The sequence below is a fragment of the Aeromonas eucrenophila genome (assembly GCF_000819865.1).
GTDB classification, from domain to species: Bacteria; Pseudomonadota; Gammaproteobacteria; order Enterobacterales; family Aeromonadaceae; genus Aeromonas; species Aeromonas eucrenophila.
On the sequence record NZ_CDDF01000016.1, the window covers coordinates 15,635 to 29,070 of the forward strand.

Genomic DNA, 13,436 nt, shown 5'->3' on the forward strand with positions numbered 1-13,436 from the left:
GCCGGTTCGCTGCCATAGAATGGGCCATTCCACTGTGCCCACGAGGACCCACGACTCGCATGCCCAAACTCTTCTTTGCCCTGCCTCTGCACGAGCTGGCCCCCGCCCTGATCGACTGGCGTGAGCGGCGTCCCTGGCCCGGCCTGCCGGTGCCCCAAGCCAACCTGCATCTGACCCTGGCCTTTCTCGGTGAGGCCGACGAGGCCACCCAGGCCCAGCTGATGGCGGCCGCCGAGCTGCAACACTGCCCGCCATTTAGCGTCCGGCTCGATCAGACCGGCTGGTTCAATCGCGCCAAGGCCGCCTGGGTGGGGCCGAGAGAGTGGCCGAACGAGCTGAACGTGCTGGCCAGGGCCCTGCGTCGCCACGGCGAGAAGCTGGGGCTTGGCAACGGTGAGCTGGGCTATCGCCCCCATGTCACTCTGTCGCGCAAGGCCGCCGAAGCCCCGGCCGAGCTGCCGGCGCCGGACTTCATGCTGCACGCCGATCGCTTCTGCCTCTATAGCTCCGTCAGCACGCCGGACGGGGTTCAATACGAGCCGCTGGCCTGCTGGCCGCTGCGGGCCCGCGCCAAAGACAAGGAACAACAGAGTGGGGAGGCGAGCCGATGATCTTCGATCCTCCCCTGCAATCCGGGCAGTTGATCAGCCGCTACAAGCGCTTCCTGACCGACGTCCTGCTCGACAACGGCGAGCAGATCACCATCCACTGCGCTAACACCGGTGCCATGACCGGCTGCGCCCTGCCGGGCACCCGGGTCTGGTACTCCACCTCAAACAATCCCAAGCGCAAGCTGGCCCACAGCTGGGAGATAGCCGAGAGCCCGGCGGGTCACTTCATCTGCGTCAACACGGCCCGCGCGAACCAGATAGCCCGCGAGCTGATCGAGCAGGATCAGCTCGCCCCGCTGGCGGGTTATGCCAGGCTGCGCACCGAGGTGAAATATGGTGAGGAGAACAGCCGCATCGATCTGCTGCTGGAGGACGATGACAGGCCCCGCTGTTACATAGAGGTGAAGTCCGTCACCCTGTTGGACGAGCGCGAACAGCCTGGCATGGGCTACTTCCCGGATGCGGTCACCACCCGTGGCGCCAAGCACTTGCGTGAATTAATGGCCATGAAGGCGGCCGGTCACAGAGCCGTGCTGCTGTTCATGGTGTTGCACTCGGGGATTGAGCGGATGCGTCCTGCAGCCCATATAGATCCGCACTATAGTCTGCTTGTTGAGCAGGCAATGGCGGCGGGGGTTGAAATTTTATGCTACCGCCCCCATGTTGGGGTGCAGGGCATGGTGGCACAGAGTTTTATTCCATTTGAATCTGGCCGCCTGCTACCCCAGGGCTGCGAATAAATACTGGAGTGGGTAACATATTTGGCAAGGCTTGTTTGCCTCAGGTTAACCCTTCTGCTATAGATACGGCCCTCAATTTACGGATGGCACGGGTAGCGTGCTGAATTAGGAGACAGGGCATGCCAACAGGCGAAAACAGGAAATCTCTGGGCCCCCTGGCCATTGCGGGTGTAGAGCCTTACCAGGTCAAAGCCGGTGAGGAGTACATGAATGACCAACAGAAGGTACATTTCCGCAAGATCCTGGGAGCCTGGCGCAACCAACTGATGCAGGAAGTTGACCGCACCGTTGACCATATGAAGGATGAGGCTGCCAATTTCCCGGATCCAGTCGATCGCGCTGCGCAGGAAGAAGAGTTTGCTCTCGAACTGCGGACCCGCGACCGTGAACGCAAGCTGATCAAGAAGATCGAGAAGACCTTGCTGCTGCTCGAAGAAGACGACTTTGGTTACTGCGAACACTGCGGTATCGAAATCGGCATTCGTCGTCTCGAAGCCCGTCCGACTGCAGACCTCTGTGTCGACTGCAAGACGCTGGCCGAAATCAAGGAAAAGCAGATGGCCGGCTGATGCCGACCGTCTAGATGCACAAAAGGGAGCCTGCGAGCTCCCTTTTTTATTGAGCTTTTGGCCACGGCGTCCCAAAATGCTGCCTCAATGAACCCCTTGCCCGAATCGCCACGCCCGTGAACCCAGCTCCCCCCTCCCAGCCTCGTCCTTATATAGGCCGCTTCGCCCCCTCCCCCTCGGGTCCGCTTCACTTTGGCTCCCTGGTGGCGGCCCTCGGCAGCTTCCTGCAGGCCAGATCGCAGGGAGGGCGCTGGCTGGTGCGGATTGAAGACATAGATCCCCCGCGGGAGATGGCGGGGGCCAGCAGTCTCATCCTCGAGACCCTGGAGGCCCATGGCCTGCACTGGGATGGGGAGCCGATGTTCCAGAGCCGACGCCACGCCCGTTATGACGAGATCATCGAACAACTCTACCGGGCGGGGGCGCTCTACTGGTGCCGCTGCACCCGGCGCGAGATCATGGCCAGCGGCGGCCTGTATAACGGCCACTGCCGTGAGCTGGGGCTGAGTCCACAAGGCTGCGCCGCCCGACTGCGCCAGCCTCATCCCGTCTACCGCTTCGACGATGAACTGCAAGGTGAGATAGTCGTGCCCGCCGGGCTCGCGGAGGAGGACCTTATCGTTCGCCGTCGGGATGGGCTCTACGCCTACAACCTGGCGGTGGTGGTGGATGACATGGACAGCGGCATCACCGAGATAGTGCGCGGCGCCGATCTGCTGGAACCCACGGTGCGCCAGATTGCGCTCTACCAGACCCTGGGGGCGACCGTGCCCGGCTGGGTGCACCTGCCGCTGGCGGTGCTGGCCGATGGCAACAAGCTGTCCAAGCAGAACCATGCGCCGGCACTGGCGCTGGATGATGTCAGGCCGGCCCTGTGGCAGGCGCTCGCGTTTCTCGGCCAATGTCCCCCGCCTGAGCTGAGAGAAGGCACGGTCGAGGAGATCATCGCCTGGGCTATCGCCCACTGGCGGCTGGCACAGGTCCCGCATCAGCAAAAGATCGCCCTGGGATCCCGATAAGCAGGCCCATTGTTTCTTATTTGGTCAGGTCTGAGCCATGTGGGCGATATAAATAGACAGCTCAATTTCTTAGGCAGGCGGGCCCAAACCAAGTGAGCAGACCTCACCGTTTCTCATTTGGTCAGGGCTGAGCTATGATAGGCCGCTATTTTTTGGCCTCCCGTCAATTTGAAGTCATGAAGAGGTGTACCATTTTTTCCCAGATCGCAAACTTTTGCCGCAAGGTGCTCGGCAAGGAAGACGGCGAGCAGCCGGTGGAGTCAACCATTCCGACCCACGTAGCCGGCCAGCGTCGTACCTTAAGCCGTGACCAACACCCCATCTCGCGCAAAGAGATCAGCGAGAATGCGCTCAAGGTGCTCTACCGCCTGAATAAAGGTGGCTATGACGCCTACCTGGTCGGCGGCGGCGTCCGTGACCTGCTGCTCGGGAAGACGCCAAAGGATTTCGACATCGCCACCAACGCGACCCCGGAGCAGATCAAGGCGTTGTTCAGCAACTGCCGCCTGATCGGCCGTCGCTTCCGCTTGGCCCACATCGTCTTTGGTCGTGACGTGATCGAAGTGGCTACCTTCCGTGGTCACCACCATCAGGTCAATACCAGCAAGCACGTGTCGGCCCAGTCTGATGAAGGCATGCTGCTGCGTGACAACGTCTACGGCACCATCGAAGAGGATGCCGAGCGCCGCGATTTCACCGTCAACGCCCTCTACTACAGCGCCAAGGATTTCACCCTGCACGATTTCGAGGGTGGCATCGAGGATCTCGCCCAGCGCAAGCTGGAGCTGATCGGTGACCCCGAGACCCGTTACCGGGAAGATCCGGTGCGGATGCTGCGCGCCGTGCGCTTCGCCGCCAAGCTGGACATGACCATCAGCCCGCGCAGCGCCGCCCCCATCAAGGAGCTGGCGCCGCTGCTGCAGGACATTCCGGCCGCGCGACTGTTTGAGGAGACCCTCAAGCTGTTCCTGGCCGGCGACGGCCTCGCCACCTACAAGCTGCTGCGCGAATACGGGCTGTTCCAGCCGCTGTTCCCGCAGGTCGCCGCCCTGCTCACCCCGCACGGCACCTCGCCGTTCGAGCAGTTCATCGAGCAGGCGCTGATGGACACCGACAACCGGGTTCGTGAAGACAAGCGGGTCAACCCTGCCTTCCTCTACGCCACCCTGTTGTGGGGCGCCGTCGAGGCCCGTGCCCGGGTGCTGGAAAACGAGAGCGGACTGCCCTGGCACGATGCCTTCATGCTGGCCATCAACGAGGTGCTGGACGCTCAGGTGCGGATCATCGCCGTGCCACGCCGCTTCACCACGGACGTGCGCGACATCTGGGCGCTGCAACAGCGGCTGACCCGCCGCCAGGGCCGTCACCCCGAGCGCGCCATGGAGCATCCGAAATTCCGCGCGGCCTTTGACTTCCTGTTGCTGCGCAACCGGGTAGAGCGGGGCCTCGGCGAGCTCGCCAGCTGGTGGGAGCGCTATGTGGCCTCCAATCCGGATGTGCGCCCGCAGCTGCAACGGGAGGCGACCCGCCGCCCGGCGAGCGGTGAGCGCGCCCCGGCGGCTGAAGCACGTAGCGCTGACGGTGAGAAACGTGGCACCAACAGCCGCAATCGCCGTCGCCCCCGTCGCCGCAAACCGAAAGCGGCCGAGTGATACTCTGATGACCGAGGTCTTCGTTGCCATCGGCTCCAACCTGGGCAATCCCGTTGCCCAGGCCCGACGTGCGATCGCCGCCCTGGCGACGCTGCCGGAGTCCGAGCTGCAACAGACCTCGCAGCTTTACGGCAGTCGCCCCATGGGCCCTGCGGACCAGCCGGACTACGTCAATGCCGTGGTGCGACTTCATACCCGGCTCGGCCCCCTGGCCTTGCTGGATCAACTGCAGAAAATCGAGTTGGAACAGGGACGTGTGCGCAAGGACGAGCGTTGGGGCCCAAGAACCCTGGATCTGGATCTGCTGCTCTATGGCGAGCAAGTCATCCAGCATGAACGCCTGACCGTTCCCCACTACGGCATGAAGGAGCGGGAATTTGTCCTGCTCCCCCTTGCCGAGCTCGCACCCGCCCTGGTGCTGCCCTGCGGCACCCCACTCACCGAACTGGTTGCCCGCTGCCCGCGCAATGGTCTCGAGATCCTTGCCAGCGCCACGGGTGAGTAGAGGAGTAGGAGCAACGTTATGAGCAAGATAACCACCACCAGCCTGTTGAAAATGAAGCAGGACGGGCAGAAGATCACCGCCATCACCGCCTATGATGCCAGCTTCGCCAAGCTGTTCGACGACGAAGGCGCCCAGGTGCTGCTCATCGGTGATTCCCTCGGCATGGTGCTGCAGGGGGGTGAAGACACCCTGGGCGTCAACATGGACGAAATGGTCTACCACACCCGCTGCGTGGTGCGTGGCACCAGCAAGGCGCTGGTGGTGAGTGACATGCCGTTCATGAGTTACGCCACCCCCGAGCAGACCTACCAGAACGCCGCCCGCCTGATGGCCGCCGGTGCTCGCATGGTCAAGATTGAAGGGGGCGACTGGCTGTGTGACAGCGTCCGTCACCTGACCCGCAACGGCGTGCCGGTCTGCGGTCACCTCGGTCTGACACCGCAATCCGTGCACGTGTTTGGCGGCTTCAAGATCCAGGGACGCGACGAGTTCCAGGCCCAGGAGATGTATCGCCATGCCCTCGAGCTGCAAGCCGCCGGTATCCAGCTGCTGGTGCTCGAATGCGTGCCGGTTGCCCTGGCCGAGCGGATCACCAAGGCGCTGCGCATCCCGGTGATCGGCATTGGTGCCGGCCCCGCCACCGACGGCCAGATCCTGGTCATGCACGATGCCTTCGGCATCACCTCCGGCTATGTGCCCAAGTTCACCAAGAACTTCCTGGCCGAGACCGGCGACATGCATGCCGCTATCCGCCTCTACGTGAAGCAGGTCAGCGAGGGCACCTTCCCCGGCCCCGAACACTGCTTCAACTGATTGCACGCCTCAGGGCAATAGCGGGGGCACAGGCCCCCGCTTCGTCATTCTTAACTGGTCGATTCCATCTCTCTTTGAAGTATCTGAAGGTGAACTCTTGATGTTGGTCGTTAATAATCCCGCCGCGCTGCGTGAGCAGATCAATCAATGGCGTCGCGAAGGCCGTGCCATCGCATTCGTGCCCACCATGGGCAATCTCCATCAGGGCCACCTGACCCTGGTCAACGAGGCCCGCAGCCACGGTGAGAAGGTGGTCGTCAGCATCTTCGTCAACCCCCTGCAGTTCGACAAGGCCGAGGATCTCACCAACTACCCCCGCACCCTGGAGCAGGACTGTGCCGCCCTGCGCGCCGCCGGCGTGGATCTGGTGTTCACCCCGACCCCGGAGCTGATGTACCCCCATGGGCTGGCCAGCCAGACCTTCGTCGAGGTGCCCGGCCTCTCCGGCCTGCTGGAAGGTGCCCTGCGTCCCGGCCATTTTCGCGGCGTCAGCACAGTCGTCACCAAGCTGTTCAATCTGGTGCAGCCGGACGTGGCCTGCTTCGGTCAGAAGGATTACCAGCAGTTGGCGCTGATCCGCAAGATGGTGGCCGACATGGCCATGCCGGTCCAGATCGTCGGCGTGCCGACGGTGCGGGCCGAGGACGGGCTGGCGCTCTCCTCGCGCAACGGCTACCTCACCGAGGCCGAGCGGGCGCTGGCCCCCGAGCTCCCACGCACCATGAACTGGATAGCCGAGCAGATTGAGGCAGGGGATCACCACCTGCCCTCCCTGGTGGCCCAGGCCAGCCGGCGTCTCGACAACGCCGGTTTCAAAACGGATGCCATCGACATCGTCGATGCCGATACCCTCGAGTCCGCCACCGGCGAGAGCGAGCGGCTGGTGATCCTGATGGCCGCTTATCTCGGCAAGGCCCGTCTCATCGATAACCGCGTCGTGACGCGCCAACCCACCTGATCCCGGAGCCACCATGTCCAAGAAGGTTTATTGCATCGCCCAGTTCCAGCCCAAGCCGGGTCAGGAGCAGGCCCTGTTTGCCGTGTTGCAGGGGCTCGAGCCCAACACCCTGCGCGAGGATGGCTGCCAGCAGTACATAGTCACCCGCCGCATCCCCAGCCCCTTCGCCGAAGGGGAGAGCTTCCCCATCGTGTTCAACGAGATCTGGCGCGACATGGCAAGCTTCGAGGCCCACTGCCAGCGGGCCGAGATCAAGGCCTTCTTCGAGCGTTACTGCCTCGCCGATGACGGCCTGGCCGCCAAGTGGAACGTCTGCGTCTACAGTGATGAGCCCGAAGGCTATGACGCCCCCGCCCTCTGAGGCGGGCGATGAACAAACAAAAGGCGCCCACAGGCGCCTTTTTTCATGGTTCGAATACTCAGCGCCGCAGGCCGATGCCGCGGGAGAGTGGAACCTCTGCTCCTACATCGATAGCGACGAGCCCGAAGGTTATGACGCTCCCGTCCTCTGAGGGGGCGGTGAACAAAGAAAAGGCGCCCGCAGGCGCCTTTTTCATGGTTCGAATACTCAGTGCCGCAGACCGGTGCCACGGGAGATGAGCCACCAGGCCAGAGCGTAGAACACCACGATGAAGCCGATGATGATGAGGTAGGCGGTGCCGAGCGGCACGTCCGAGATACCGAGGAAGCCGTAACGGAATGCGTTCACCATGTAGATGATGGGGTTCACCTGGGAGACCCCCTGCCAGAACGGCGGCAGCAGGCTGATGGAGTAGAAGACCCCGCCAAGGTAGGTGAGCGGCGTCAGCACGAAGGTCGGGATGATGCTGATGTCGTCGAAGGTCTTGGCGAACACCGCGTTGATGAGCCCCGCCAGGGAGAACAGGATGGCGGTCAGCAGCACGGTGAAGCAGACGCTGAACAGATGGTGGATCTGCAGCGGCACGAAGAACAGCGACACCAGGGTGACGATGAGACCGACGCAGAGGCCCCGCGCCACGCCACCGCCCACATAGCCGGCGATGATGACGTAATTCGGCACCGGTGCAACCAGCAGCTCTTCCACGTTGCGCTGGAACTTGGCGCTGAAGAAGGAGGAGGCGACGTTGGAGTAGGCGTTGGTGATGACCGACATCATGATGAGGCCGGGCACGATGAACTCCATGTAGCTGAAGCCCCCCATGTCACCGATGCGCGACCCTATGAGGTTGCCGAAGATGACGAAGTAGAGGCTCATGGTGATGGCGGGCGGCACCAGGGTCTGCAGCCAGATCCGGGTGAAGCGGACCACTTCCTTGGTCAGTATGCTCTTGAAGGCGATGTAATAGGTGTTGGCGTTCATGCGCTGTGACTCTCTTCCACCAGGGTGATGCAATTAGGGTTGGTCTTCATGCCTTGCGGCCCTCTTCCACCAGATTGACGAACAGCTCTTCCAGCCGGTTGGCCTTGTTGCGCATGCTCTGCACCTGCACCCCCTGGGCGGAGAGCTGCTCGAACAGGCTGTTGAGGGACTGGCTCTTGTCCAGCTCCACCTCCAGGGTGCGCTCATCCTGCATATGGCCCTGGAACTCCGGCACATTCGGCATGGCCGAGCCGGGGGCCAGGTCCAGCATGAAGGTCTCCCGCCCCAGCTTGCCGAGCAGGTTCTTCATGCTGGTATTCTCGATGAGGCGACCCTTGTCGATGATGCCGATGTTGCGGCACAGCATCTCCGCCTCTTCCAGATAGTGGGTGGTGAGTATGATGGTGACGCCCTGCTCGTTGAGCTGTTGCAGGAACTGCCACATGGAGCGGCGGATCTCGATGTCCACCCCGGCGGTCGGCTCATCCAGGATCAGCAGCTTGGGTTCATGCATCAGGGCGCGGGCTATCATCAGGCGGCGCTTCATGCCACCGGACAGGGTGCGGGCCGGCATGTCGCGCTTGTCCCACAAGTCGAGCTGACGCAGGTATTTCTCGGCGCGCACCTTGGCCTCGCCACTTGGCACGCCGTAGAAGCCGGCCTGATGCGTGATGATCTGGCTCACCTTCTCGAACATGCTGAAGTTGAACTCCTGGGGCACCAGGCCGAGCTGGGCCTTGGCCTGCTCCAGCTGGCCATCGATGTCGTAGCCGAACACCTTCACCTTGCCGGCACTCTTGTTCACCAGTGAGCTGATGATGCCGATGGTGGTGGACTTGCCCGCCCCGTTCGGACCGAGCAGGGCGAAGAAGTCCCCCTGCTTGACGGTGAGATCTATGCCCTTGAGGGCTTCGACGCCCCCCTGATAGGTCTTTTTCAGACTGGTGATTTCCAATGCGTTCATTGCAACCCCTGTGATGGATGATGCGCCCATCTCGAGACAGAAAAGGCGGCCAAGGCCGCCTGCAGACAGTGATGGCGGACCACCATACTGCCTTTGCCACTTCCGAGCCTTGCTTATTCTTGCGGAACTACCTTGCCGATGAACGGCAGGTTACGATATTTCTGGGCATAGTCGATACCACAGCCCACCACGAATTCGTCAGGAATGGCGAAGCCTACCCAGTCTATCGGCACCTGTACCTCACGGCGGGACGGTTTGTCCAGCAGGGTGCAGATGGCCAGGGACTTGGGTTCACGCAGGGAGAGGATCTCACGCACCTTGTTGAGGGTGTAACCGGTATCGATGATGTCTTCGACGATCACGATGTCCTTGCCCTTGATGTCGTCATCCAGATCTTTGAGGATGCGCACGTCACGGGTGCTGTGCATGCCGGAGCCATAGCTGGAGGCGGTCATAAAATCCAGGGTGACGGGCAGCTGGGTCTGACGGCACAGATCGGCCAGGAAGACGCAGGAGCCGCGCAAGAGGCCAATCATGACCACTTCGTCCGAACCCTGATAACGGGCGGTGATCTCTTCACCCAGTTTGGCGATCCGGGCGGCCACGTCGGCCTCGGAGATCATCACCTCGACAATGTGCTTCATCACATACTCCAATAATGGCCAAAGGGTTATTGGCCGTTCATTAACATCAAAACCGAAGATTCTACCATTCCAACCGGAGGGCGTCAGGCATACGTGATGCTTTTATCGGCTTATTTTAATTGATAGAGTTAGCGAGCCTTTTGGCATTATCGGTGACAATACTATAAACACCATAATCAATAACTATTAGATGAAAAAACTATGGAACCACGCGCAGAAATAAGACGTCGGACCCGGCTCTCGCCGGAGGCTCGCCGTGATCAATTGATGGAATGTGCCATCGAGGTGTTCTCCCGTCGCGGCATCGGCCGTGCGGGTCATGCCGAGATTGCCGAGCAGGCCAAGGTATCGGTCGCGACCGTGTTCAACTACTTCAACACCCGTGAAGAGCTGGTGGATGAAGTGTTGGCCGAGATCGAAGGCTTTGTGCAACAGATCCTCGAGCAGGCTTACAGTGGCCAGGGTCCAGTCAGGGACAGCATCCACCGCCACGTGAAACTGTTTGTCGATGCGGCCTATGATCAGCCAGATCATGCCAGTATCTGGCTGGAGTGGAGCTCATCGGTACGGGAAGAGGTATGGCCTCGCTACACCCGCTTGCTGGACAAGGCGTTGGAACGGATCGCGCCTCACCTGCAAGCCGCCATGGACAGTGGCGAGATCCAAAGCGTGCTGTCGGCGCAGGATCTGGCCCGCTCCCTGACCGGGTTTGGCTATGTCATGATGCAGATGATCAATCAACCTCAACGCCCATCCCGGGAAGAGGTGACCGATTTTCTGTTCAAATATGTGACGGCCCCCATTCAGGCTGCCTAACTCGCCTCGCCAATAAAAAGCGGCGCCGGACTGTTCAGGTCGGCGCCGCTTTTGTTTGTCTGCTTTCTACCCTGCTCAGGGCTGGGCGTAGCCCCAGCGTTGGGTCAGGCTCTGCTTTATCCCCAGATGGTCGAGGATCCGCGCCACCATGAAGTCCACCAGATCCTCGATGCTCTTGGGCTCGTGATAAAAGCCGGGGGCCGCCGGCATGATGGTCACTCCGAGCCGCGCCAGTTTCAGCATGTTCTCCAGATGGATGGCGGAGAAGGGGCTCTCCCGGGGTACCAGGATGAGCTGACCACGCTCCTTGATCACCACGTCCGCCGCCCGCTCCAGCAGGTTGTCGGAGGCGCCGTTGGCAATGGCGGAGACAGTGCCCATGGAGCAGGGGCAGACCACCATCTGTTTCGGGGCCGCCGAGCCCGAGGCCACCGGCGAGAACCACTCCTCCTTGCCGCAGGCCACTATCTGCCCTTCTTTTGCGCCATATTGGCGGCAAAGGTAGGCAGATAACTCCTTGGGAGAGGCCGGCCAATCCACCTGCTGCTCGGTTTTCAACACCACCCGGGCCGCCGAGGAGGCCAGCAGATAGACCCGATAATCGGCTTGTACCAGACATTGGAGCAAACGCAGGGCATAAGGGGCGCCGGAGGCACCCGTTATAGCCAGAGTGATCTGTTTATCCATATTAATCTGAGATCTTCTGCTGGAGGCGGGCAAGCAGCTTGTCGTGAATGCCACCAAAACCGCCGTTGCTCATGATCAGAATATGATCCCCCGGGCGGCTCTCGGCCACCAGCTGCGCGATCAGGGTATCCAGATCGCCAAACACGGTCGCCGGACGGCTCATGTGGGCGGTAACTTCGCCCAGATCCCAGCCGATGTTGGACGGCTGGAAGAAGAACACCTCATCGGCGCCGTCGAAGCAGGCGGCCAGCTCCGCCTTGTGCACACCCAGCTTCATGGTGTTGGAGCGGGGTTCCAGCACCGCCAGGATGCGGGCCTTGCCTCCGATCGCATCAACCCTGGCGCGCAGGCCGCCGAGGGTGGTCTCGATGGCGGTCGGGTGGTGGGCGAAGTCGTCATAGACGCTGACGCCAGCCACCTCGCCTTTCAGTTCCATGCGCCGCTTGGGAGATTTGAACTGGCACAGGGCCGCAATGCCGTGCTCCACCATGACACCGGCATGGCGGGCGGCGGCGATGGCCATCAGACCGTTGCTGACGTTGTGCTCACCGATACACTCCCAGTGCACCTCGCCCTGCTTGGCGCCGTCCAGCCACACCTCGAATACCGAGCCGTCATCCGCCAGCTTGACCGCCTTCCACTTGGCGTCGTCCTGACCCACCAGCTCCACCTCGCTCCAGCAGCCCATCTCACGCACGGCACTGAGGTTGTGATCGGCCTGGGGGAACAGCACCCGGCCATTGCTCGGCACGGTGCGCATCAGGTGGTGGAACTGGCGCTGGATGGCGGCGAGATCCGGGAAGATGTCCGCGTGGTCGAACTCCAGGTTGTTCATGATGAGGGTGCGCGGGTGGTAGTGCACGAACTTGGAGCGCTTGTCGAAGAAGGCGCAGTCATACTCGTCCGCCTCGATGACAAAGAAGGGCGCGTCGCCCAAGCGGGCAGAGACCGGGAAGTTGCCCGGCACGCCGCCGATGAGGAAGCCGGGTTCCAGCTTGGCGTACTCCAGTACCCAGGCCAGCATGCTGGCGGTGGTGGTCTTGCCATGGGTGCCCGCCACGGCCAGCACCCAGCGATCTTTCAACACATGCTCGAGCAGCCACTGCGGGCCCGAGATATAAGGCAGGTTGCGATCCAGCACATATTCCACGCAAGGGTTGCCACGGCTCATGGCGTTGCCGACCACCACCAGATCCGGCGCCGGATCGAGTTGGGATGGATCATAGCCCTCGGTCAACTCGATGCCCTGTTGCTCGAGCTGGGTGCTCATGGGGGGATAGACGTTGGCATCCGAACCGGTCACCCGATAACCGAGCTGCTTCGCCAACACCGCCAGACCACCCATGAAGGTGCCGCAGATCCCGAGAATATGAATGTGCATACCACTGCCTTTTCCAGTAAAGGGAGTGCGCATTCTACCAAGCTAACCGGGATTTGGCAGACCCAAGCTGCATGACGGACACCAACTCTGTCGCACTGCCCTTGAAATATGGTCATTTGATGCGACATCGCTATAATATCGGCCTGCAAACTTGACTCAAACACTCAAAGGAAACGTCATGAGCCTGAACCTGGTACCGGCTGGCAAGAGCCTGCCCGACGACATCTACGTCATCATCGAGATCCCGCAGAATGCCGATCCGATCAAATACGAAGTCGACAAGGACAGCGGTGCCATCTTCGTTGACCGCTTCATGTCCACCCCCATGTTCTACCCGTGCAACTACGGCTACGTGAACGCCACCCTGTCTCTGGATGGGGATCCGGTCGACGTGCTGGTGCCGACCCCTTACCCGCTGCTGGCTGGCTCCGTCATTCGCTGCCGCCCGGTCGGCGTGCTGAAGATGACCGACGAATCTGGCGAAGATGCCAAGATCGTGGCCGTGCCGCACTCCAAGCTGACCAAGCAATACGATCACATCAAGGATGTGAACGATCTGCCCGAGCTGCTGAAAGCCCAGATCCAGCACTTCTTCGAGCGCTACAAAGAGCTGGAAGCAGGCAAGTGGGTCAAGGTGGAAGGTTGGGGCGATAAGGCCGCCGCCGAAGCAGAGATCGTCACCTCCGCCGAGCGTTACGCTGCCGCCAAGTAAGCGTACCTTTCGCAAAAAAGGCG

Annotated in this window: 16 protein-coding genes; 11 read left to right on the forward strand and 5 right to left on the reverse strand. The window is 61.5% G+C overall.

Annotated elements, in window-relative coordinates:
* Positions 1-59 precede the first annotated feature (59 nt).
* From thpR to BN1124_RS16080, 9 genes are all read left to right on the forward strand, one after another.
* Positions 60-611 (forward strand): RNA 2',3'-cyclic phosphodiesterase, encoded by a 552-nt coding sequence (thpR, locus tag BN1124_RS16040; protein WP_042643529.1) that lies wholly within the window; start codon positions 60-62, stop codon positions 609-611.
* The gene (sfsA, locus tag BN1124_RS16045) at positions 608-1,351 is read left to right on the forward strand and encodes a DNA/RNA nuclease SfsA (RefSeq protein WP_042643531.1); all 744 of its coding nucleotides are present in this window, start codon (positions 608-610) and stop codon (positions 1,349-1,351) included. The genes thpR and sfsA overlap by 4 nt, the downstream gene beginning before the upstream one ends.
* 119 nt (positions 1,352-1,470) lie before the next feature.
* Positions 1,471-1,920 (forward strand): RNA polymerase-binding protein DksA, encoded by a 450-nt coding sequence (gene dksA / locus BN1124_RS16050; RefSeq protein WP_005329052.1) that lies wholly within the window; start codon positions 1,471-1,473, stop codon positions 1,918-1,920.
* A gap of 116 nt (positions 1,921-2,036) precedes the next feature.
* Positions 2,037-2,939 carry a tRNA glutamyl-Q(34) synthetase GluQRS gene (gluQRS, locus tag BN1124_RS16055; RefSeq protein WP_042643534.1) on the forward strand — a complete coding sequence of 301 codons (903 nt, stop codon included), beginning with the start codon at positions 2,037-2,039 and terminating at the stop codon, positions 2,937-2,939.
* Positions 2,940-3,115: 176 nt separating this feature from the next.
* Positions 3,116-4,591 carry a polynucleotide adenylyltransferase PcnB gene (pcnB, locus tag BN1124_RS16060; protein WP_042643836.1) on the forward strand — a complete coding sequence of 492 codons (1,476 nt, stop codon included), beginning with the start codon at positions 3,116-3,118 and terminating at the stop codon, positions 4,589-4,591.
* Positions 4,592-4,598: 7 nt separating this feature from the next.
* Entirely contained in the window at positions 4,599-5,096 is a 498-nt protein-coding gene (gene folK, locus BN1124_RS16065) for a 2-amino-4-hydroxy-6-hydroxymethyldihydropteridine diphosphokinase (protein ID WP_042643536.1), read from the forward strand.
* 18 nt (positions 5,097-5,114) lie between these two features.
* On the forward strand, positions 5,115-5,909 hold the full coding sequence (panB, locus tag BN1124_RS16070) for a 3-methyl-2-oxobutanoate hydroxymethyltransferase (RefSeq protein WP_042643538.1): 795 nt from the start codon (positions 5,115-5,117) through the stop codon (positions 5,907-5,909).
* A gap of 100 nt (positions 5,910-6,009) precedes the next feature.
* A complete protein-coding gene (gene panC / locus BN1124_RS16075; RefSeq protein ID WP_042643540.1) occupies positions 6,010-6,867 on the forward strand; it encodes a pantoate--beta-alanine ligase in 858 nt (285 codons plus the stop codon).
* A gap of 13 nt (positions 6,868-6,880) precedes the next feature.
* On the forward strand, positions 6,881-7,228 hold the full coding sequence (locus tag BN1124_RS16080; protein ID WP_042643542.1) for a putative quinol monooxygenase: 348 nt from the start codon (positions 6,881-6,883) through the stop codon (positions 7,226-7,228).
* Between the two features lie 207 nt (positions 7,229-7,435).
* Here BN1124_RS16080 and BN1124_RS16085 read toward each other — a convergent pair whose 3' ends face one another.
* From BN1124_RS16085 to hpt, 3 genes are all read right to left on the reverse strand, one after another.
* Positions 7,436-8,209, reverse strand: a complete 774-nt coding sequence (locus tag BN1124_RS16085; protein ID WP_033128789.1) for an ABC transporter permease — start codon at positions 8,207-8,209, stop codon at positions 7,436-7,438.
* A 46-nt stretch (positions 8,210-8,255) separates the two neighbouring features.
* Positions 8,256-9,173, reverse strand: a complete 918-nt coding sequence (locus BN1124_RS16090) for an ABC transporter ATP-binding protein (RefSeq protein WP_042643544.1) — start codon at positions 9,171-9,173, stop codon at positions 8,256-8,258.
* A gap of 113 nt (positions 9,174-9,286) precedes the next feature.
* On the reverse strand, positions 9,287-9,817 hold the full coding sequence (gene hpt / locus BN1124_RS16095) for a hypoxanthine phosphoribosyltransferase (protein ID WP_033128791.1): 531 nt from the start codon (positions 9,815-9,817) through the stop codon (positions 9,287-9,289).
* Between the two features lie 201 nt (positions 9,818-10,018).
* Between hpt and BN1124_RS16100 the strand changes: the two genes are divergently transcribed.
* Positions 10,019-10,633 carry a TetR/AcrR family transcriptional regulator gene (locus BN1124_RS16100; RefSeq protein WP_033128792.1) on the forward strand — a complete coding sequence of 205 codons (615 nt, stop codon included), beginning with the start codon at positions 10,019-10,021 and terminating at the stop codon, positions 10,631-10,633.
* Positions 10,634-10,708: 75 nt separating this feature from the next.
* Here the strand turns inward: BN1124_RS16100 and BN1124_RS16105 are convergent, their stop codons facing one another.
* Both BN1124_RS16105 and mpl read right to left on the reverse strand, forming a co-directional pair.
* On the reverse strand, positions 10,709-11,320 hold the full coding sequence (locus BN1124_RS16105; RefSeq protein WP_042643547.1) for a flavin prenyltransferase UbiX: 612 nt from the start codon (positions 11,318-11,320) through the stop codon (positions 10,709-10,711).
* 1 nt (position 11,321) lies between these two features.
* Entirely contained in the window at positions 11,322-12,701 is a 1,380-nt protein-coding gene (mpl, locus tag BN1124_RS16110; RefSeq protein WP_042643549.1) for a UDP-N-acetylmuramate:L-alanyl-gamma-D-glutamyl-meso-diaminopimelate ligase, read from the reverse strand.
* 178 nt (positions 12,702-12,879) lie between these two features.
* On the opposite strand from mpl, the gene ppa reads away from it, so the two are divergent.
* Positions 12,880-13,413, forward strand: coding sequence for an inorganic diphosphatase (gene ppa / locus BN1124_RS16115; protein ID WP_033128795.1), 534 nt, complete (start codon positions 12,880-12,882; stop codon positions 13,411-13,413).
* Positions 13,414-13,436 lie beyond the last annotated feature (23 nt).

What these genes read in the sequence shown, in the direction of transcription:
- BN1124_RS16085 (WP_033128789.1), bottom strand. Translation starts at nt 8,209, where the DNA reads ATGAACGCCAACACCTATTACATCGCCTTCAAGAGCATACTGACCAAG.
- folK (WP_042643536.1), top strand. Translation starts at nt 4,599, where the DNA reads ATGACCGAGGTCTTCGTTGCCATCGGCTCCAACCTGGGCAATCCCGTT.
- mpl (WP_042643549.1), bottom strand. Translation starts at nt 12,701, where the DNA reads ATGCACATTCATATTCTCGGGATCTGCGGCACCTTCATGGGTGGTCTG.
- panC (WP_042643540.1), top strand. Translation starts at nt 6,010, where the DNA reads ATGTTGGTCGTTAATAATCCCGCCGCGCTGCGTGAGCAGATCAATCAA.
- sfsA (WP_042643531.1), top strand. Translation starts at nt 608, where the DNA reads ATGATCTTCGATCCTCCCCTGCAATCCGGGCAGTTGATCAGCCGCTAC.
- thpR (WP_042643529.1), top strand. Translation starts at nt 60, where the DNA reads ATGCCCAAACTCTTCTTTGCCCTGCCTCTGCACGAGCTGGCCCCCGCC.
- pcnB (WP_042643836.1), top strand. Translation starts at nt 3,116, where the DNA reads ATGAAGAGGTGTACCATTTTTTCCCAGATCGCAAACTTTTGCCGCAAG.
- BN1124_RS16105 (WP_042643547.1), bottom strand. Translation starts at nt 11,320, where the DNA reads ATGGATAAACAGATCACTCTGGCTATAACGGGTGCCTCCGGCGCCCCT.
- BN1124_RS16100 (WP_033128792.1), top strand. Translation starts at nt 10,019, where the DNA reads ATGGAACCACGCGCAGAAATAAGACGTCGGACCCGGCTCTCGCCGGAG.
- panB (WP_042643538.1), top strand. Translation starts at nt 5,115, where the DNA reads ATGAGCAAGATAACCACCACCAGCCTGTTGAAAATGAAGCAGGACGGG.
- dksA (WP_005329052.1), top strand. Translation starts at nt 1,471, where the DNA reads ATGCCAACAGGCGAAAACAGGAAATCTCTGGGCCCCCTGGCCATTGCG.
- hpt (WP_033128791.1), bottom strand. Translation starts at nt 9,817, where the DNA reads ATGAAGCACATTGTCGAGGTGATGATCTCCGAGGCCGACGTGGCCGCC.
- BN1124_RS16090 (WP_042643544.1), bottom strand. Translation starts at nt 9,173, where the DNA reads ATGAACGCATTGGAAATCACCAGTCTGAAAAAGACCTATCAGGGGGGC.
- ppa (WP_033128795.1), top strand. Translation starts at nt 12,880, where the DNA reads ATGAGCCTGAACCTGGTACCGGCTGGCAAGAGCCTGCCCGACGACATC.
- BN1124_RS16080 (WP_042643542.1), top strand. Translation starts at nt 6,881, where the DNA reads ATGTCCAAGAAGGTTTATTGCATCGCCCAGTTCCAGCCCAAGCCGGGT.